Origin of the sequence: Micromonospora sp. KLBMP9576 (assembly GCF_050941805.1) — a bacterium.
Lineage (GTDB): Bacteria > Actinomycetota > Actinomycetes > Mycobacteriales > Micromonosporaceae > Micromonospora.
On record NZ_CP194567.1, the window covers coordinates 4,801,474 to 4,819,383 of the forward strand.

General features: G+C 74.9%; 19 protein-coding genes. 13 read left to right on the forward strand and 6 right to left on the reverse strand.

The genetic code is table 11. The features are described from left to right. The first annotated feature begins 56 nt into the window (after positions 1-56). A complete protein-coding gene (gltX, locus tag ACQ452_RS21015; protein ID WP_433394291.1) occupies positions 57-1,427 on the forward strand; it encodes a glutamate--tRNA ligase in 1,371 nt (456 codons plus the stop codon). Positions 1,428-1,498: 71 nt separating this feature from the next. Here gltX and ACQ452_RS21020 read toward each other — a convergent pair whose 3' ends face one another. Then, positions 1,499-2,134 (reverse strand): copper resistance protein CopC, encoded by a 636-nt coding sequence (locus ACQ452_RS21020; protein ID WP_433386828.1) that lies wholly within the window; start codon positions 2,132-2,134, stop codon positions 1,499-1,501. Between the two features lie 220 nt (positions 2,135-2,354). Here ACQ452_RS21020 and ACQ452_RS21025 point away from each other — a divergent pair, with 220 nt between their 5' ends. Beyond that, positions 2,355-3,005, forward strand: a complete 651-nt coding sequence (locus ACQ452_RS21025; protein WP_433386829.1) for a hypothetical protein — start codon at positions 2,355-2,357, stop codon at positions 3,003-3,005. A gap of 37 nt (positions 3,006-3,042) precedes the next feature. Here the strand turns inward: ACQ452_RS21025 and ACQ452_RS21030 are convergent, their stop codons facing one another. Together ACQ452_RS21030 and ACQ452_RS21035 are read right to left on the reverse strand one after the other, a co-directional pair. Continuing rightward, the gene (locus ACQ452_RS21030; protein WP_433386830.1) at positions 3,043-3,969 is read right to left on the reverse strand and encodes an NADP-dependent oxidoreductase; all 927 of its coding nucleotides are present in this window, start codon (positions 3,967-3,969) and stop codon (positions 3,043-3,045) included. Positions 3,970-4,005: 36 nt separating this feature from the next. Continuing rightward, positions 4,006-4,335: a hypothetical protein gene (locus ACQ452_RS21035; protein WP_433386831.1), complete on the reverse strand. Its 330-nt coding sequence runs from the start codon at positions 4,333-4,335 to the stop codon at positions 4,006-4,008. A 224-nt stretch (positions 4,336-4,559) separates the two neighbouring features. Here ACQ452_RS21035 and ACQ452_RS21040 point away from each other — a divergent pair, with 224 nt between their 5' ends. The 8 genes from ACQ452_RS21040 (at position 4,560) to ACQ452_RS21075 (ending at position 13,009) form a co-directional block, all read left to right on the forward strand. Beyond that, positions 4,560-5,750 (forward strand): sensor histidine kinase, encoded by a 1,191-nt coding sequence (locus ACQ452_RS21040; protein ID WP_433386832.1) that lies wholly within the window; start codon positions 4,560-4,562, stop codon positions 5,748-5,750. Next, the gene (locus tag ACQ452_RS21045; RefSeq protein WP_433386833.1) at positions 5,747-6,430 is read left to right on the forward strand and encodes a response regulator; all 684 of its coding nucleotides are present in this window, start codon (positions 5,747-5,749) and stop codon (positions 6,428-6,430) included. Before ACQ452_RS21040 ends, ACQ452_RS21045 begins: the two co-directional genes overlap by 4 nt. 88 nt (positions 6,431-6,518) lie before the next feature. Beyond that, positions 6,519-7,811 (forward strand): PucR family transcriptional regulator, encoded by a 1,293-nt coding sequence (locus ACQ452_RS21050; protein ID WP_433386834.1) that lies wholly within the window; start codon positions 6,519-6,521, stop codon positions 7,809-7,811. 78 nt (positions 7,812-7,889) lie between these two features. After that, positions 7,890-9,059 (forward strand): acyltransferase domain-containing protein, encoded by a 1,170-nt coding sequence (locus ACQ452_RS21055; RefSeq protein ID WP_433386835.1) that lies wholly within the window; start codon positions 7,890-7,892, stop codon positions 9,057-9,059. After that, positions 9,056-10,000, forward strand: coding sequence for a beta-ketoacyl-ACP synthase III (locus tag ACQ452_RS21060; RefSeq protein ID WP_433386836.1), 945 nt, complete (start codon positions 9,056-9,058; stop codon positions 9,998-10,000). Before ACQ452_RS21055 ends, ACQ452_RS21060 begins: the two co-directional genes overlap by 4 nt. Positions 10,001-10,084: 84 nt before the next feature. After that, a complete protein-coding gene (locus tag ACQ452_RS21065; RefSeq protein WP_334485728.1) occupies positions 10,085-10,324 on the forward strand; it encodes an acyl carrier protein in 240 nt (79 codons plus the stop codon). Between the two features lie 2 nt (positions 10,325-10,326). Beyond that, positions 10,327-11,553, forward strand: coding sequence for a beta-ketoacyl-ACP synthase II (gene fabF / locus ACQ452_RS21070; RefSeq protein WP_433386837.1), 1,227 nt, complete (start codon positions 10,327-10,329; stop codon positions 11,551-11,553). A gap of 67 nt (positions 11,554-11,620) precedes the next feature. After that, positions 11,621-13,009, forward strand: coding sequence for an acyl-CoA carboxylase subunit beta (locus tag ACQ452_RS21075; protein WP_433394292.1), 1,389 nt, complete (start codon positions 11,621-11,623; stop codon positions 13,007-13,009). A 179-nt stretch (positions 13,010-13,188) separates the two neighbouring features. Here ACQ452_RS21075 and ACQ452_RS21080 read toward each other — a convergent pair whose 3' ends face one another. Further along, positions 13,189-13,407 (reverse strand): hypothetical protein, encoded by a 219-nt coding sequence (locus ACQ452_RS21080; RefSeq protein WP_433386838.1) that lies wholly within the window; start codon positions 13,405-13,407, stop codon positions 13,189-13,191. 143 nt (positions 13,408-13,550) lie between these two features. Here ACQ452_RS21080 and ACQ452_RS21085 point away from each other — a divergent pair, with 143 nt between their 5' ends. Together ACQ452_RS21085 and ACQ452_RS21090 are read left to right on the forward strand one after the other, a co-directional pair. Then, complete coding sequence (locus ACQ452_RS21085; RefSeq protein ID WP_433386839.1) at positions 13,551-14,219, forward strand: lipoprotein; 669 nt, start codon at positions 13,551-13,553, stop codon at positions 14,217-14,219. A gap of 113 nt (positions 14,220-14,332) precedes the next feature. Then, the gene (locus tag ACQ452_RS21090) at positions 14,333-14,968 is read left to right on the forward strand and encodes a lipoprotein (protein ID WP_433386840.1); all 636 of its coding nucleotides are present in this window, start codon (positions 14,333-14,335) and stop codon (positions 14,966-14,968) included. Positions 14,969-14,973: 5 nt separating this feature from the next. On the opposite strand, the gene ACQ452_RS21095 is transcribed toward ACQ452_RS21090, so the two are convergent. Then, the gene (locus tag ACQ452_RS21095; RefSeq protein ID WP_433386841.1) at positions 14,974-16,704 is read right to left on the reverse strand and encodes a glycoside hydrolase family 3 protein; all 1,731 of its coding nucleotides are present in this window, start codon (positions 16,702-16,704) and stop codon (positions 14,974-14,976) included. A 64-nt stretch (positions 16,705-16,768) separates the two neighbouring features. Next, positions 16,769-17,260, reverse strand: a complete 492-nt coding sequence (locus ACQ452_RS21100; RefSeq protein ID WP_433386842.1) for a DUF3145 domain-containing protein — start codon at positions 17,258-17,260, stop codon at positions 16,769-16,771. Positions 17,261-17,565: 305 nt separating this feature from the next. Between ACQ452_RS21100 and ACQ452_RS21105 the strand changes: the two genes are divergently transcribed. After that, complete coding sequence (locus tag ACQ452_RS21105) at positions 17,566-17,895, forward strand: hypothetical protein (protein WP_433386843.1); 330 nt, start codon at positions 17,566-17,568, stop codon at positions 17,893-17,895. The last annotated feature ends 15 nt before the right edge of the window (positions 17,896-17,910 follow it).

The following is a 17,910-nucleotide window of genomic DNA, read 5'->3' on the forward strand; positions in this document are numbered from 1 at the left end:
CGCCGTAGGCTGGGGGCGTGACTGTGCGTGTACGCTTCGCCCCCTCCCCGACCGGTATGTTCCACGTCGGCGGCGCCCGTTCGGCGCTGCAGAACTGGATCTACGCCAAACAACAGGGCGGGGTGTTCGTGCTCCGCATCGAGGACACCGACGCGGCCCGCAACAAGCCGGAGTGGACCGAGGGCATCCTCACCGCGCTGGAGTGGATCGGTATCGAGCGCGACAGCTACGAGGGCCCGTACTTCCAGTCGGAGTACGCCGGCGAGCACCGGGCCGCCGCCGCCCGGCTGCACGAGTCCGGCCGGGCCTACTACTGCGACTGCACCCGCGACGCGGTGCAGGCCCGCACCGGCTCGCAGTACCAGGGCTACGACGGCTTCTGCCGCGACCGGGGCCTGCCGCCCGGCGAGGGGCGCGCCCTGCGCTTCCGCACGCCGGACGAGGGCGCGACCGTGGTGGTCGACCTGATCCGCGGCGAGCCCACCTTCGACAACAAGCTGATCGAGGACTTCGTCATCGCCCGGGGTGACGGCTCGCCGGTCTTCCTGCTGGCCAACGTGGTCGACGACATGACCATGGGGATCACCCACGTGATCCGGGCCGAGGAACACCTGCCCAACACCCCGAAGCAGCAGCTGCTCTGGGACGCCCTCGGCGTCAGGCCGCCGATCTGGGCACACGTGCCGGTGGTCGTCAACGAGAAGCGGCAGAAGCTCTCCAAGCGGCGCGACAAGGTGGCCCTGGAGGCGTACCGGGACGAGGGCTATCTCGCCGCGGCGATGCGCAACTACCTGATGCTGCTCGGCTGGGCGCCGTCGGGCGACCGGGAGATCGTCGAGTGGTCCGTGATCGAGGACGAGTTCCGGCTGGATGAGGTCAACCCCTCGCCGGCGTTCTTCGACGAGAAGAAGCTCCGGGCGTTCAACGGCGAATACATCCGGGCGCTCGGCGTCGAGGAGTTCGTCGACGCCTGCCAGCCGTGGCTGACCGGCACCGGCACCATCGCCCCGCCGCCGTGGCAGCCGGAGGAGTTCGACGCGGACGCCTTCGCGGCCGTCGCCCCGCTCGCGCAGACCCGGATCGCGGTGCTCAGCGACATCGTGCCGAACGTCGACTTCCTCTTCCTGGCCTCGCCGCTGATCGACGAGGCCGCCTGGGCCAAGGCGATGAAGGAAGGCTCGGCGGAGCTGCTGGACGCCGCCACGGCGGCGTTCGAGGCACTGGAGTCCTGGGACGCGGAGACGCTGAAGTCGACGCTGGAGGCGGTCGGCGCCGAACGCGGCCTCAAGCTCGGCAAGGCCCAGGCCCCGGTGCGCGTCGCGGTCACCGGCCGCACCGTCGGGTTGCCGCTGTTCGAGTCGCTGGAGGTGCTGGGCCGCGAACGCAGCCTCGCCCGGCTGCGCGCCGCCCGGCTCCGCCTGGTCTGAGCCCCCGCCCAGCCGACGCACGCGTCAGCGCCCGGACCGGCCGGTCCGGGCGCTGACGCGTTGGTGCCCGCTCAGCGGCGGGCGGCTCGGCGGCGCCACAGCAGACCCCCGGCGAGGGCGGCGAGCAGGAGCGCGCCGCCGAGGGCCCACAGCCAGCCACGCCCGGTCCCGCCGTCGCTCTCCCGCGCGGCGGGCGCCACGGCCGCCGGCGTGCCGGAGCCCGCCGGGTCGGGCGCGGCCGACGTCGGCCCGGTCCCGCCCGACGGCGCTACGGCAGCCGGAGCGCTCGGGCCGGCGGTGACCGGCGGCTCGGCGGGGGTGCCGGTGGTCAGCGTGAAACGCACCTCGCCGGTGACCGGATGCCCGTCGCTGGAGGCCAGCCGGTAGCCGACGATGTAGAGACCCGCCCGGCCCGGCTTGAAGGGGACGCTCACCCGGGAGCCGGCGAAGCTCGGGGCCCCGCCCAGCGCGGCCACGTCGTCCGGCCCGGTAACTGTGATCTTCGTCGTGTTCGGGTCCGCCCGGGCCAGGAACCGCAGCTCGATCCGGGCCGGCGCCTCGGCCACCCGGGCCCCGTCGCGGGGATCACTGCGGGTCAGCGAGTTGTGGGCCGCCGCCGGCGCGGCCGGCAGCAACAACGACACACCGAGCGCCACGCCGAGCACCACTGCCCAGGTGCGCGCCGCACGTGGAAACCTGCCCCCCATGAACCCCTCCGTAAAGGTACGATCCGCCCGCTGATCAATCGTTGCCGCTGGTTAGTCGGTCCGGGATCACAGATAGTTCCAATTACTGTTCCACAAGCTGCAAGAGATCGACGTTCTGCGCAGTCTTAGAGGGTGGCACCCGGCCGGGTCCGGTCACCCCCGTCGGCCGATCAACGTGACCTGCAGCAAGCCACCCATCGAACGGGGCGAGGAGGCGGCGATGGTCCGAACGGTGCGGCGGCTGGTCGCGGTGTTGACGGGCGGGTTCGCGGCGGCGGTCCTGTCGCTCGGGCTGGCCGAGACGGCGCGGGCGGCGCCGAAGCCCCCACCCGCCGGCGTGGAGATCACCGGGCAGGGCCTGGCGGAGCCGCTGCGGCTGCGCGCCGACGACCGCCCCGCACACGTCGTGGCGCTCATCGACCAGGTCAACTTCCTCACCCGCACCGGGCAGGCCAAGGGCCCGAAGGCAGCCGACCTCGGTCCCAGGTACACGGTCGTGGTGTTCGCCGGTGACGTCGCCAAGCAGACCTACGACCTCTATCCGAAGGCGGTCGGCGGCCCGCGCGTCTTCCGCCCGGCCAAGCAGCCGGACGCCCGCAAGACCACCGCCGGCTGGTTCCTCGGCCGGCTCAACATGTCGGAGACCCTGCGCACGGCGGGGGTGCCGCTGGAGCGGCAGTTCGACGCCGTCAGCGGCGGCGCCGGCGGCGGCGAGCGGGTCATCCCGGAGGAGGCCCTCAACCCGACCAAGGATCTCGACGAGGCGTTCGGCGAGCTGCAGCGGCTGATGCTGCTCAACATCGCGGTGGTGCTGGTCATCACGTCGGGCCTCGCCGGGATCGCCCTGCTGGTCCGCCGCCGCACCCGCTGACCGCCGTGCCCCGGCCGGCGCACGCGCCGCCCGGGGCTCAGACCTCCAGGACCACCTTGCCGCGCACGTGCCCCGCCGCCACCAGGCGCTGCGCGTCCGCGGCCCGCGCCAGGGGAAACGTCCGCTGCACGTGGACGGTCAGCCGGCCGGCGTCGACCAGCCCCGCGAGCACCCCCAGGTCGACGGTCGACGGCTTGACGAACAGATAGCTGCCGCCCAGCCGGGTGACGTGCTCCGGGTCGGCGGTGGAGACCACGCGGGCGGGGCGCGCGACCAGCTCGGCCGAGACGTCGAGGGCGTCGCCGCCGAACAGGTCGAGCACCACGTCGACCCCGTCGGGCGCGACCGCACGGACCCGGTCGGCCAGCCCGTCGCCGTACGCGACCGGCTCGGCGCCCAGCGACCGGACGAAGTCGTGGTTGGCGGGACCGGCCGTGCCGATCACCCGGTCGGCACCGAGCGCGCGGGCGATCTGCACCGCCAGGTGGCCCACCCCGCCGGACGCCCCGTGCACCAGCACCGTGTCGCCGGCACCCGTGCGGGCCGCCTGGAGCGCCTGGTACGCCGTGAGACCCGCCAGCGGCAGCCCGCCCGCTTCGGCCCAGGACGCCCGGACCGGCTTGACCGCCAGCGTGCGCTCGGGGGCCGGCACGAGTTCGGCGTACGTGCCGTACTGGACGTGGTCGCGCCGGACGTACCCGACGACCTCGTCGCCCACGGCGAACCCCGTCACCGCCGGCCCGACCGCCTCGACCACGCCGGCCGCGTCCCAACCGGGCACGAGCGGGAAGTGCCCCGGGATCGCCCCGGCCAGATGCCCCTCGCGCACCTTCCAGTCGACCGGGTTGACCCCGGCCGCCCTGACCCGGACCAGCACCGTGTCGGGGCCGACGGGTGGGTCGGGCAGCTCCCGGACGGCGAGCAGGTCGGCCGGGCCGTACGTGTCGATCGCGATCGCCTCCACACCGACCACGCTAGCGGTCGGACGGCGCTCCCGTGCTCAGCACCAGCGACGCGGGGGCCCTTCGCGGCGGGCGTCACGCTGCCGGGGGCGGACCGGGCCGTGGCGGTGCGCGCCGGCCCAGCCGGGCAGGTCGCTCTGGCAGCCCTGCGGCGCGGCCGACCCGGCCTCGGCCGGCTCGGTGCCGCGCTGGCGGGGCACCGCGACGTCGTCCTCGGCCCGTTCGGGCGCGCGGGCCGGGTGCTCCGCCGAGTGGGCCGGGAACCCGCCGGTCAGCCGGCGGTGCTTGGCCGCCGCCGGCTGCTCGTGGTGGCCCGGCCGACAGGGCTCGCCCTGGGCGCAGCCCTGCTCGGCCTCCCCGTGCGCCATCCCGGTCTCCTCACGCTCGCCCCGCCCGCCGGGGTCGCTCCGACGGGCCCTGCCACCGTACTGGCCGGGACCGACGGCGCGTGCAGCCGGACCCGGTCGCGCGGCAAGGCCCCCGGTCAGGGCCGGTGGACGGCGCTGTGCGTAGGTCTTTCGGAGGATGCGGCGGCGGCGGGCTCCTCCCGCCGGCTGAGCCCGGCCGGCGGAAGGTGTGGTGGGATCGGCCCATGCGTCCGCCGATCCGGCTCGGGCCCGGCACCGCCGGCCGGGACCTCACGCTCGCCGGCGCCGCCCTGGTCGGCGGGGCGGTCATGTACGGCCTGGACACCCAGCCGCAGTTCGTCTGGCAGCCGGGACTGCCGGAGCCGCTGTTCCTGCTGCCGCTGGCGGTCGCCTGCGCGGCGGTGGGCGTACGCCGGGTCGCCACCCGCAGCAGCCTGACCCTCGGCACGGTGGCCACGCTGGCGGACCTGGCGATGGGCGGCTCCCTGGCCACCCTGCTGGTCTACACCCAGGTGCTCTACGACGCGTGCGTGTTCGGTTCGACCCGGACGTGGCGACGGCTGCTGCTGATCATGATCGGGTTGAGCCTGGCCGGCACGGCGGCGGGGATGCTGGTGACGGGCGACTGGCGAGGCGTCGGCTTCGGGATGCCTGTGGTGCTGGCCGGGCTGCTGCCGGTGCTCACCGGGATCAGCGTGCGGCAGTCCCGCGACCAGGCAGCCGCCGAGCGGGCCCGGGCCGAGCAGACGGCCCGGCTGGTGGAGCTGGACCGCCGGCAGGCCGTCGGCGCGGAGCGCGCCCGGATGGCCCGGGAGCTGCACGACGTGATCGCCAACCACCTGAGCGCGGTGGCCATCCACGCCACGGCCGTGCTCTCCGTGCCCGGGCTCGACCGGTCGCAGGTCGATTCGGCGCTGCGGGTGATCCGGGAGAGCAGCGTGCAGGGGCTCGGCGAGATGCGGCAGATGATCGGCCTGCTGCGGGAACCGGCGGAGGGCGCACCGGCCGTCGACCCGGCGGAGGAGGCCACCCGGGCGCGGCTCAGCGAGGTGGACGTCCTGCTCGACCGGGCCCGCGCCGCCGGGTTGACCGTCCGGGCGACCCGGCGCGGCGAGCCGCGCGCGTTGCCGGTCGGGGTGGACCTGGCCGCGTACCGGATCGTGCAGGAGTCGCTGACCAACGCCCTCAAGCACGGCTGCGGCGAGGCCGACCTGCTGGTCGCGTACGAGCCGGCGGGGGTGGTGGTGGGCGTGGACAACCCGGTCGGCGCCGGCCGTGGCGCGCTGACCGGCGCGGGCGCCGGCCTGGTCGGGATGCGGGAGCGGGCGCTGCTGCTGAACGGCCGCTTCGCCGCCGGCCCGGCGGAGGGCCGCTGGCGGGTACGGGTGGAGTTGCCGACCGGGGCGACGACGTGACGGCGCGTGCCGGGGCCGGGGTCATCCGGGTGCTGCTCGCCGACGACCAGCCGGCGGTGCGGGCCGGGCTGGCGCTGATCCTGGCCGGCGCGGCCGGCGTCGAGGTGGTGGGCGAGGCCGAGGACGGCGCCGAGGCGGTCCGGCTGTGCCGGGAACTGCGCCCGGACGTCGCCGTGCTGGACGTGCGGATGCCCCGGCGTGACGGCATCTCGGCCACCCGGGAGATCACCGCCGGCCGGCTCGCCGACGTGCTCGTGCTCACCACCTTCGACCTCGACGAGTACGTCTTCGGGGCGCTGCGGGCCGGCGCCGCGGGCTTCATCCTCAAGGACACCGACGCCGAGGGGCTGGTGGCGGCGGTACGCACGGTCGCCCGGGGCGAGGGGTTCATCGCGTCCGCGGTCACCCGCCGGCTGATCACCGCGTTCGCGGCGACCGCTCCGAGCGCCTCCGACGCGACCCGACGGGCGGTGCAGGCGCTGACGCCCCGGGAGCGCGACGTGTTGGCCTGCCTCGGGCTGGGGCTGTCCAACCAGCAGGTCGCCGACCGGTTGGCGATGGCCGAGAGCACCACCAAGACCCACGTCAGCCGGATCCTCGCCAAGCTGGACCTGCGCAGCCGGGTGCAGGCCGCCATCCTGGCCCAGGAGCTGGGGCTGCCCGCCCCGCCGCCCGCCTGACAGTGACCGGCCGGGGTCGGCCGGGTCGCGGCGGCCGGGGTCGGCCGGGTGGTGACGGCCGGGTGGTGACGGCCGGGGTCCGCCCGGCGTGGAGCCGCAGGTCGGGGCGTGTCAGGCTGGGGCGGTGAGCGAGCCGGGCGGGACGGAACTGTCGGCCACGCTGCGCAAGATCGAGCGGGCGGCGGGGGCCCTGTCCAGCGCCAGCGTGGCCCGGATGGACGAGACGCTGCCCTGGTTCCGCGACCTCCCGCCGGACCACCGCTCCTGGGTGATGCTGGTGGCGCAGGCCGGCGCCCGCTCCCTCGTGCAGTGGCTGCGCGACGGTGGCGGCACGGCCGACAGCACCCAGGAGGTCTCGGACGAGGTCTTCGCCACCGCGCCGCAGGCGCTCGCCCGGTCGATCAGCCTCCAGCAGACGGTCGCGCTGGTGAAGGTGATGATCGACGTGGTCGAGGAGCAGGTCGCACACCTGGCGGCGAAGGGCGAGGAGCAGCAGTTGCGCGAGGCGGTGCTGCGGTTCTCCCGGGAGATCGCCTTCGCCGCCGCCCGCGTGTACGCCCGGGCCGCCGAGTCCCGCGGCTCGTGGGACGCCCGGTTGCAGGCGCTGCTGGTGGACGCGTTGCTGCGCGGCGACTCGCCGGACGTGCTGGCGAGCCGGGCGGCGGCACTCGGCTGGGCGGACGCCCCGCCGGTGGCCGTGGCGGTCGGCCGCTCCCCCGGCGGCGAGGTCTCCGCCGTGCTGCACACCGTGCACCGGCAGGCCCGACGCATCGGCACGGAGGTGATCGGCGGGGTGCACGGCGACCGCCTGGTCATCGTGCTCGGCGGCGCCGCCGACCCGATCGAGGCCACCGGCAAGCTGCTCGGCGCGTTCGGGGACGGTCCGGTGGTGGTCGGTCCGGCCGTACCGAGCCTGGACGAGGCGACGGAGTCGGCGCGTGCCGCCCTGGCCGGCTTCCGGGCCGCACCGGCCTGGCCGACCGCGCCCCGGCCGGTGCCCGCCGACGACCTGCTGCCCGAGCGGGCGCTGGCCGGGGACGCGGAGGCACGCCGCCGGCTGCGGCACGACGTCTACGCCGCGCTGGTGCGCGCCGGCGGGGAGCTGCTGGAGACCGTCGACGCCTTCTTCGCCGCCGGCGGCACGCTGGAGAGCGCGGCGCGGTCCCTCTTCGTGCATCCGAACACCGTGCGCTACCGGCTGCGGCGCGTCTCCGACGTCACCGGCTTCTCGCCGCTCACGGCCCGCGACGCGTTCGCGCTCCAGGTGGCCCTCACCGTCGGGCGACTCGACCCGGTGGTCCCGATCACCCCAACCCCGACAAACAGCTCCGGACCCCCCAGAACGGCACACACAGGCGATGATCGCCGCCGATCTTTGTAGGATTCCTCCAAAGGTTCTAGTGCGGTTTGGTCGGAGGCGGCACAGCGTTACCCGCGCGTATCCGGGAGAGTCATAGGCGTGCTCGCCGTACTCTCGCCCGGCCAGGGTTCCCAGAAACCCGGCTTCCTGACTCCGTGGCTCGACCTCACCGGTGCCGAGTCGCGGCTGCGCTGGTTCTCGGCGCTGGCCGGGGTCGACCTGCTGCACCTGGGCACCGCCGCCGACGCGGACGAGATCAGGGACACCGCCCGGACCCAGCCGCTGCTGGTCGCCGCCGCCCTGCTCGCCGCCGAGCACCTGCCGATGCACGACGTCACGCTCACCGCCGGACACAGCGTGGGCGAGCTGGGCGCGGCGGCGCTCGCCGGGGTGCTACCCGCCGAGTCGGCGATCACCCTGGCCGGCTTACGCGGCCGGGAGATGGCCGCGGCCTGCGCGCTGGAGCCGACCGGGATGGCCGCCGTGCTGGGCGGCGACCCGGACGAGGTCCTCGCCTCGATCGCCGCCCACGGGCTACACCCGGCCAACCGCAACGGCGCCGGCCAGTTCGTCGCCGCCGGCACGATCGAGGGTCTGGAGAAGCTCGCCGCCGAGCCGCCCGCGAAGGCCCGGGTGATCCGCCTGAAGGTGGCCGGCGCCTTCCACACGCCGTACATGGCCCCCGCCGAGGCGGCGCTGGCCGCCGTGGCCGCCGGGATCACCCCGGCCGATCCGGCCCGGCTCCTGCTGTCCAACCTCGACGGCACCGCCGTCAACCACGGGCGGGACATGGTGCAGCGGCTGGTCCGCCAGGTCACCGCGCCGGTGCGCTGGGACCTCTGCATGCGCACCCTCGCCGGGACCGGGGTGACCGGCGTGATCGAGCTGCCGCCCGCCGGCACCCTCGCCGGCCTGGTGAAGCGGGAACTCAAGGGGGCCGACGCCCCCGAGGTCGTCACCCTCAACACCCCGGACGACCTGCCGGCCGCCCGGGATCTGATCGCCCGGCACGGCATGGCGCCCAGCCACGAGCCGACCATGCACTTCCGCGTGGTGGTGGCCCCGTCGGCCGGCACCTTCGAGCCGGCCGGGGCGCTCGCCGAGGGCGACACCCTGCACGTCGGCCAGGTCGTCGGCCGGGTGGCCACCCGGCAGGGCCCGGTCGAGGTGACCGCGCACGGCAGCGGCGTCCTCACCGAGTGGCTCGCCCACCACGACGACCCGGTCGCGCCGGGGCAACCGCTCGTCCGCATCGGAGGACACGCATGACCGGCAGCCGGATCGTCGCGCTGGGGCACTACCAGCCCTCGCAGGTGGTCACCAACGACGACATCGCCCGGTTGGTGGAGACCAACGACGAGTGGGTCCGGGACCGCGTCGGCATCGTCAGCCGGCGGATCGCCGACGGCGAGACCGTGGCCGACATGGCCGCCGCCGCCGCCGGCAAGGCACTCGCCAACTCCGGGCTCACCGCCGCCGACATCGACCTGGTCGTGGTCGCGACGTGCAGCTCCGCCGACCGCAGCCCGAACGTGGCCTGCCGGGTCGCCGCCAAGCTCGGCATCGCCGCGCCCGGGGCGTTCGACCTCAACACCGCCTGCTCCGGCTTCGCATACGCGCTGGGCACCGTCGACCACGCCATCCGGGCCGGGGCCTCGCGCAACGCCCTGGTCATCGGAGCCGAGAAGCTGTCCGACATCATCGACTGGACGGACCGCTCCACCTGCATCATCTTCGCCGACGGGGCCGGCGCCGCCGTGGTGTCGGCCGTCGCCGACGGCGAGCCCGCCGGCATCGGCCCGGTGGTCTGGGGCTCGGTGCCCGAGAAGGGCGAGGCGGTACGCATCGAGGGCTGGCGCCCGTACATCCGGCAGGAGGGCCAGTCGGTCTTCCGCTGGGCCACCACCGAGCTGGCCCCGCTGGCCCGGCAGGCGTGCGAGCGTGCCGGGGTGGACCCGTCGGAGCTGGCGGCCTTCGTACCCCACCAGGCCAACACCCGCATCATCGACGGCATCGCCAAGCGGCTCGGCATCCCGAACGCGATCATCGCGAAGGACATCGTCGAGTCCGGCAACACGTCGGCGGCGAGCGTGCCCCTGGCCCTGTCCAAGCTGGTCGAGCGGCGGGAGGTGCCGTCCGGCGCCCCGGTGCTGCTCTTCGGCTTCGGCGGCGGCCTGACCTACGCCGGTCAGGTCGTCCGCTGCCCCTGAAAGCCCCTCCGGCCGCCGCGCCGGGGAGTGACGGCCGACGTCGTCGGCCGTCGAACGATCCACCGATGAAAGGAACCAACCGCAATGACCCGTGACGAGATCACCGCCGGCCTCGCCGAGATCCTCGAAGAGGTTGCCGGGGTGAACCCGGACGACGTGGCCGAGGGGAAGTCCTTCACCGACGACCTGGACGTCGACTCGCTCTCCATGGTGGAGGTCGTGGTCGCGGCCGAGGAGAAGTTCGGCGTCAAGATCCCGGACAACGAGGTGCAGAACCTGAAGACCGTCGGGGACGCCGTCAGCTTCATCGAGGCGCAGTCCTGATCATGGCTCACACCGACGTCGTCGTCACCGGGCTCGGCGCGACCACCCCGCTGGGCGGGGACGTCGCGTCGACCTGGGACGCCATGCTCGCCGGCCGCTCCGGGGTGGGTTCGCTCACCCAGGAGTGGGCCGCGCAACTGCCGGTCCGGATCGCCGCCCGGCTCGCGGTCGAGCCGACCGGCCTGATCGACCGGGTCAAGCTGCGCCGGCTGGACCGTTCCGAGGCGATCGCGATCATCGCGGCGCAGCAGGCCTGGGCGGACGCCGGCCTGGCCGACTCCGGGATGGACCGGGAGCGGCTGGGCGTCAGCGTCGGCTCCGGCATCGGCGGCGCGCTGACGTTGCTCGCCCAGGACGACATCCTGGAGGCGTCCGGCCCGCGGCGGGTCTCCCCGCACACCATCCCGATGCTGATGCCGAACGGTCCCGCCGCCTGGGTGGGGCTGGAACTGGGCGCGAAGGCGGGGGTGCACTCGGTGGCCAGCGCCTGCGCGACCGGGGCGGAGGCCATCGCACTGGGGATGGACATGATCCGCGCCGGTCGGGCCGACGTGGTGGTGGCCGGCGGCACCGAGGCCGTCATCCACCAGCTACCGATCGCCGGCTTCAGCTCGATGCGGGCGATGTCGACCCGCAACGACGATCCGGAGCGGGCCTCCCGGCCGTGGGACAAGGGCCGCGACGGCTTCGTGCTCGGTGAGGGCGCGGGCATCGTGGTGCTGGAGCGGGCGGAGCACGCCGCCGCCCGGGGCGCCCGGGTCTACGCCCGGCTGGCCGGCGCCGGCCTGACCTCCGACGGTTACGACATCGTCCAGCCGCATCCGGAGGGCGAGGGCGCGATCCGGGCGATCGCGAAGGCGATCGCTGACGCGGACATCGACAAGCGGGACATCGTCCACGTCAACGCGCATGCCACGTCGACCCCGGTCGGCGACCTGGCGGAGATCACCGCGCTGCGGGCCGCGCTCGGCGACCACCCGGTGCTGACCTCCACCAAGTCGATGTCCGGTCACCTGCTCGGTGCGGCCGGCGCGCTGGAGTCGATCCTCACCATCCTGGCGATCCGCAACAGTGTCGTGCCTCCGACGATCAACCTAGACGAGCCGGACGACGGCCTGAGCCTGGACGTGGCCGCCAACAAGCCACGCCACATGGACATCCCGGCCGCGCTGAACAACTCGTTCGGCTTCGGCGGACACAACGTGGCTCTCGTCTTCACGCGGGCCTGAGCGCACCACCGCCCTGGAGGCTCACGTGACCACCACCACCGCCGTCGGCGTGGACGAGACTCCCGTCGTGGACCACCGCGACCCGGAGTTCCGGCTCCGGGCCTTGTTCGACGCGGGCTCGTTGCGCCTGTCGGTGCCCCGGGACACCTCGGGGGCGTTGTGGGCGCGGGGCGAGATCGAGGGTTCCCCGGTCGTCGCGTACGCGACGGACGCGACGCGGATGGGCGGGGCGCTGGGCACCGAGGGGTGCCGGCACGTCGTGGACGCCATCGACACCGCGGTGCGGGAGCGGGTGCCGGTGGTGGGGTTGTGGCACTCGGGCGGGGCGCGGCTGGCCGAGGGCGTCGTCGCGCTGGACGCGGTCGGTCAGGTGTTCGCGGCGATGGTGCGCGCCTCGGGGCGGGTGCCGCAGATCTCCACGGTGCTGGGTCCGGCCGCCGGTGGCGCGGCGTACGGCCCGGCGCTCACCGACATCGTGGTGATGAGCGGCGCGGGCCGGATCTTCGTGACCGGCCCGGAGGTGGTGCGTAGCGTCACCGGCGAACAGGTCGACATGGCCCGCCTGGGTGGGCCGGAGCCGCACGGCCGCCGCTCCGGGGTGGTCCATGTGACCTGCGCCGACGACGAGACGGCGCTGGGCGAGTCGCGCAGGCTCGCCGCGCTGCTGGGCCGGCAGGGACGCCTGTCCCCCGACGACGTGGCCGCCCGGGACGAGGGGGCGCACGACCTGACGGCGACGATCCCGGCGCAGACGAACCGGGCCTACGACGTCAGGCCGGTGGTCAAGGCGCTGCTGGACGACCCCGGGGTGGAGCTGCACGCCAGGTGGGCACCGAACGTGGTGACCACCCTGGGGCGCTTCGCCGGACGCACCGTCGGGGTCGTCGCCAACAACCCGCTGCGGCTGGGTGGCTGCCTGGACGCCGCCAGCGCCGAGAAGGCCGCCCGGTTCGTGCGGATGTGCGACTCCCTCGGCGTGCCGCTGATCGTCCTGGTCGACGTCCCCGGCTATCTGCCCGGGCTCGGCCAGGAATGGGACGGCGTGGTGCGGCGTGGTGCGAAGCTCCTGCACGCCTTCGCCGAGGCCGTCGTGCCCCGGGTCACCCTCGTCACCCGCAAGGCCTACGGCGGGGCGTACATCGCGATGAACTCCCGTTCCCTGGGCGCCACCGCGGTGTTCGCCTGGCCCAACGCCGAGGTCGCCGTCATGGGCGCCGGCGCCGCGGTCAACATCCTGCACCGCAAGAAACTCGCCGCCACCCCCGCCGAGGAGCGCGAGGCCCTGCGTGCGCACCTCGTCGAGGAGCAGACCCGCATCGCCGGCGGCGTCAACCGCGCCCTCGAGATCGGCGTCGTCGACGACGTCATCGCCCCCGCCGAGACGCGCCGCCGCATCGCCGAGGCCCTCGCCGCCGCCCCCGCCGCCCGGGGCGCCCACGGCAACATCCCCCTCTAGCCCGACCACCGCGCCGGGCGCGGCGACCCGGCCGACGCCGGCATCAGGCAGGACGCGTGCCGGCCGGGAGCCGTCCCCACCGGGCGGGCGGGGATCCGCCCACACCGGGCGGCCGGGGATCCGCCCGCACCGGGCGGGCCGACGTGCCACCGGAAGACCCGCTCACCCTTCCGTACCGCTCAGCCCCGGTTGCGGGGGTGCTGGCGGGCGGTCCGCTCGTTGCCCCGGCGGTAGTTGCCCGTCCACCGGGCCATCACGAGCTGCGGGTCGTCGCCGACCTCGGCGAGGAACTGCGCCGCACGGCCGCCGCGCAGGGTGCCCGCCGGCCTGCCGTGATGCGTGATGACCACGGTGCCGTCGGCCCGTTCGACGTACGCGAAATTCTCTGCTGTCCCCATGTGCGCCGACGGTGCCAGCGCGGGCGGCCCACCGCGACCCGTTTTCCCGGCGACCCGCCCGGCCCGGCGACCACCCGGTTTGACGGCGCCCCGCCGTGCCGCTTTGATGAGCCGGCTTCCATCGTCAAGGGGGAATGGAAAACATGAGACCTCGTAGCCACGCCGCCGTGCTGGCGGCGCTCACCATCGGACTGCTCGCCGGGTGCGCCGAGGAGACCGGACGCCCCGCCGGCCAGGCGAGCGACCGGCCGGCGCCCCAGGCGACGGGTGAGCCCTGGTACGACGAGGTGCCCGCCGGGGCGCCGGGCGACGGCACGGTGGGCGGTGCGGGGACGCCGTGCCCGTTGCCGGTCTCGTTCCCCCTGGCCAAGGGCTGGAAGGCGAAGGCCGTCGAGGTCCCCACCGGCGAGCTGGCGGAGCTGCTCGGCGACGCGCTCACCAAGCGGGGCGGCACCACCGCCCGCTGCGAGGTGGACGGGCGCAGCAGTGGCGGCGGTTTCCTGCGGGTGTGGGCGACCGACCAGCCGGGCGTCGCGCCCCGCGCCGCGCTCGAGGCGTTCGTCGCCGGCACCGAGGACAAGCTCAGCGGTCAGCAGTTCCGGGAGGTCCGGGCCGGGGCCTTCGAGGCGACGGAGGCCACCTGGCTGGCCACCAGCACGCTGATCGACGAGGAGTCGCGCGGCTGGGCGCTGGCCGTCCGGACGGAGGGGCCGACGCTGGTGATCACGGTCAGCGAGGGCCTGATCGCCGAGCGGGACGACGTGCTGCCGGCGTACCGGCTGGCGACGCGGGGGCTCGCGGACGCCGGGTGAACGACTGTCGCCCGGCGGCCGGGCGGGGCGACCCGGCGGGTGGGCGGGTTGACGGCGCGCGTCCGTGCCGCTTTGATGGGCCGGCTCATCGTCAACGGGAAATGGACCTCCACATGCGACGTCGTACCCGCGCCGCCGTGCTCGCGGCGCTCACCATCGCACTGGCGGGCGGCTGCGCCGACGCGAAGGAGCCGGCGCCGGCCGGTGGCTCCCCGTCGGCCGCGCCGAGCCCCACCGCCTCCCCGGTGACCCCCGGGCCGCCCTGGTACGACGAGGTGGTGGCCGCGCCCGCCGGCACCACCGTGGGCCGGAAGGGCACGCCCTGCGAGCTGCCGGTCACCTTCTCCGTGCCGGCGAAGTGGAAGGTGAAGGCCGCCGGGAGTCCGACGAACCGCGGCAAGGCCCACCTGCTGTGCGAGATCGAGGCCCCGTCGTCCGGTGCCGTCGGGAGCCTGCGGCTGTGGCGCGTCGACGGGGTCGCCGGGGGCGCCGAGGCGCACCTGAAGCACTTCGTCGGCGCGTACGCGCCGAAGGCGGCCGACCTGACGTACCGGCGCGGGAAGGCCGGCAGCGTGGACGCCGTGGAGGCGAGCTACCGCAAGAGCGAGGGCAGCAAGGTCCACGAGCGGGCCGTCGCGGTCTCCTCCCTCTACGGCCCGATCGTGCTGAGCCTGGACGGCGCGGGGCGCGCCGAGCTGCTGCCGGCGTACCAGTTGGTGCGGCAGTCGGCCCGGATCAACCGCGACTGACGGGCTCAGGTGCCGCAGGTCGTGGCCGGCAGGCCGGTCACCGGCACCGGGGAGCGGCCGTCGGGGCGCGTCTTGCCGGCGAGCACCCCGGCGAGTGCGGTCATCGAGGCCCGGCCGGACGAGTAGGTCGCCAGCAGGGTCGGCGACTTGGCCTTCGCCAGCACGTACGGGGTGTCCATGGCGACCGTGACGGCGGCGTCGGCGCGCAGGTCGCCGGCGCCGTCGCCGTACCCGACGAGGTGCACCACCGTGCCGCCGCCGGCCACCACCTTGACCCCGGCCGCCTTGAGCGCCTCGGTCAGCGCCGCCCGGGTGTGCTCCCGCCCGCCGGAGGCGGTCACTGTCACCGGGCCCCGTACGCCGCCGCCGCAGGCGCCGCGCAGCACCGTCACCGCCGCCGCGGCCAGGTCGTCCGCCGCCTTGCGGTGCGCCGGGCCGCCCAGCGTGGACAGCTCGGGCGTGGGCCGGTCGGCGAGCTTGAACTTCATGGTCAGCACGCGGGTCGCGGCGTCGACGAGGCGGGCCCGGGGCAGCGAGCCGTCGCGGAGCGCGGCGAGCAGCCCGTCGTACGCCTGGCCGACGTTCGGCGGCATCAGGATCAGGTCGTTTCCCGCCTTCAGGGCGCGCACCGCGGCCTCGCCGGGCGACCAGCGCTTCGCCGGCGGCATGTTCATCCCGTCGGTGATCACCACGCCCTGGAAGCCGAGCTGGCCACGGAGCACGTCGGTGAGCAGCTTGCGCGAGAAGGTCGCGGCGGTGCCCGGGTCCACCGCGCGCGCGTCGAGGTGGGCGGACATGATGGCCATCGCGCCCGCGTCGATGCCGGCGGAGAAGGGCGGCCACGCCCCGCTCTCCAGGGTCTTGCGGGGCTGGCCGAGCACCGGCAGGCCCTCGTGGGAGTCGGCGGCGCTGTGCCCGTGTCCCGGGAAGTGCTTGACGGTGGCCGCGACGCCCGCGGCCTGCAGGCCCCGGACCGCGCCCGCGACCTGCCCCGCCGTCGTCCCGGGGTTCGCCCCGTACGACCGGGAGCCGATCACGGTGCTGCGGGTGGCGAGCACGTCGGCGACGGGGGCGAAGTCGAGGTTGATGCCCATCGCGGCGAGTTCCGCGCCGGCGGCCCGCCAGGCGGCCTCGGTCAGTTCGGGCTTACCGGCGGCGCCCGCGGCGAGGGCGCTGGGCAGCAGCGTCACCCCCTCGGTGATCCGGGTGACCACGCCGTGTTCCTGGTCGGTGCCGATCAGGAAGGGCGCCGAGCCGGCGGGCAGCCTGTCGGCCGCGGCGCGCAGGCCGTCGGTCAGGGCGCGCACCTGCTTCGGGTTGTCGACGTTCGTCGTCTCCTGGTTGCCCTTGGTGGGGTCGTCGGCGCTGAAGCCGACCAGGATCAGCCCGCCGAGCCGGTATTTCTCCACCATCTGGGCCGGGGTGTCCACCCCGGCCAGCGCCCGGTTGCCGGCCGCCGAACCGGACGAGACCCGGGTGGCCGCGTCGCCGTAGGCGTACGGCATCAGCACCTGGCCGGCGAGGCCCTCGTCGGTGAGCGAGCCGACGAGGGCGGCGGCGCGGGCGGCGGGGTCGGCCGCGGCGGGTGTGGGGCCGGCCGTCGGCGCGGGGGCGCTCGTCGTCGACGCGGGATCGGGGCGGCGGTCCGCCGGCCCGGAGCATCCGGAGACGAGCAGGGCGGTCAGGGCGGCGAACGCGACGCCGGCACGTCGCGGTGAAGTCGACACGTGCCCCATCCCACCAGTTCACCCCTTTTCGGGGCAACTTGACCTTCACCCGGTCGGGCACCCGGCCTGGGCGTCAGCCCACCCGGGTGAGCAGGGTCACCGGCGCGCCGTCGCCCGCGTACCGGTAGGGCTCCAGCTCCGCGTCCCACGCGGTGCCGAGGGCCTTGTCGAGGGCGTGCGCGAGGGCTTCCGGCGCCCGCGCGCCCGCCATGATGCTGCGCAACCGGTCCTCGCCGAGCTGGATGTCGCCGGCCGCCCCGACGGTCGCCCGGAACAGCCCCCGCCCGGGCACGTACATGAAACGCTCGCCGTCGGCGCCGACGCTCGGCTCCTCGGTGACCTCGAAACGGATCATGGGCCACTGCCGCAGGGCAGCAGCCAGCTCGGCACCCGTCCCCGGACGACCGGTCCACCCGCACTCGGCCCGGCGGGCGCCGGGGTCGACGGGCTGAGCCGTCCACTGCAGGTTGACCGGCGCGGCGAGGACGCGCGCGATCGCCCACTCGACGTGTGAGCACACGGCAAGCGGGGTCGAGTGGACGTATACGACGCCACGCGTTGGCACGGTGACCTCCCGGAGAGCGAGGTGCGTCTTCCCCTACGACCTCGACCACCGAGTGGTTTCTGGAACACATGATGACCCGAGTGACGGATGGTGCGCCAGGGAATCGGAAAATTCGCGCCCCGGAATAGCCGGACGGTCGGCCCGGGTTACCCCTCACGACACGGTGACCAGCCAGGGACCGCGTTCGTGTACAGTTCCATCGGCGGCCTGTGCCGCGCACATCTTCGCGGGCCCGCCCATCCGGGTGCGACCCGCACAGCCCCCGGACGTTCCGTCCTCCCGTACGTCTTGCAAGGAGTACCTCCGTGGCGAGCAACACCTCTAAGACCGCGCGCGCGTCAGTCCGGGCCGGCCAGGCTGGCCAGGGTGGCGCCCTCAGCGTGCTGGGCGAGTTCAAGTACGTCATCCCGCTCAACGGCGGCAAGCACGCCTACGTGCGTAACCTGACCAACGGCAAGACCGCGCACCTGCGCACCGACTCCGAGGCCTTCATCGAGGAGATCCGCGTGCTGGCCGCCGCCGGTCACGCCACGAAGATCCGGGTCGAGCTCAACAACCTCAACGCCACCCACCCGGGTGACGGCTGGGACGCCACCGAGAAGCGCCTCGTCGAGGCCGGCGTCTTCGAGGGCTGAGCAACCCCCACGCGA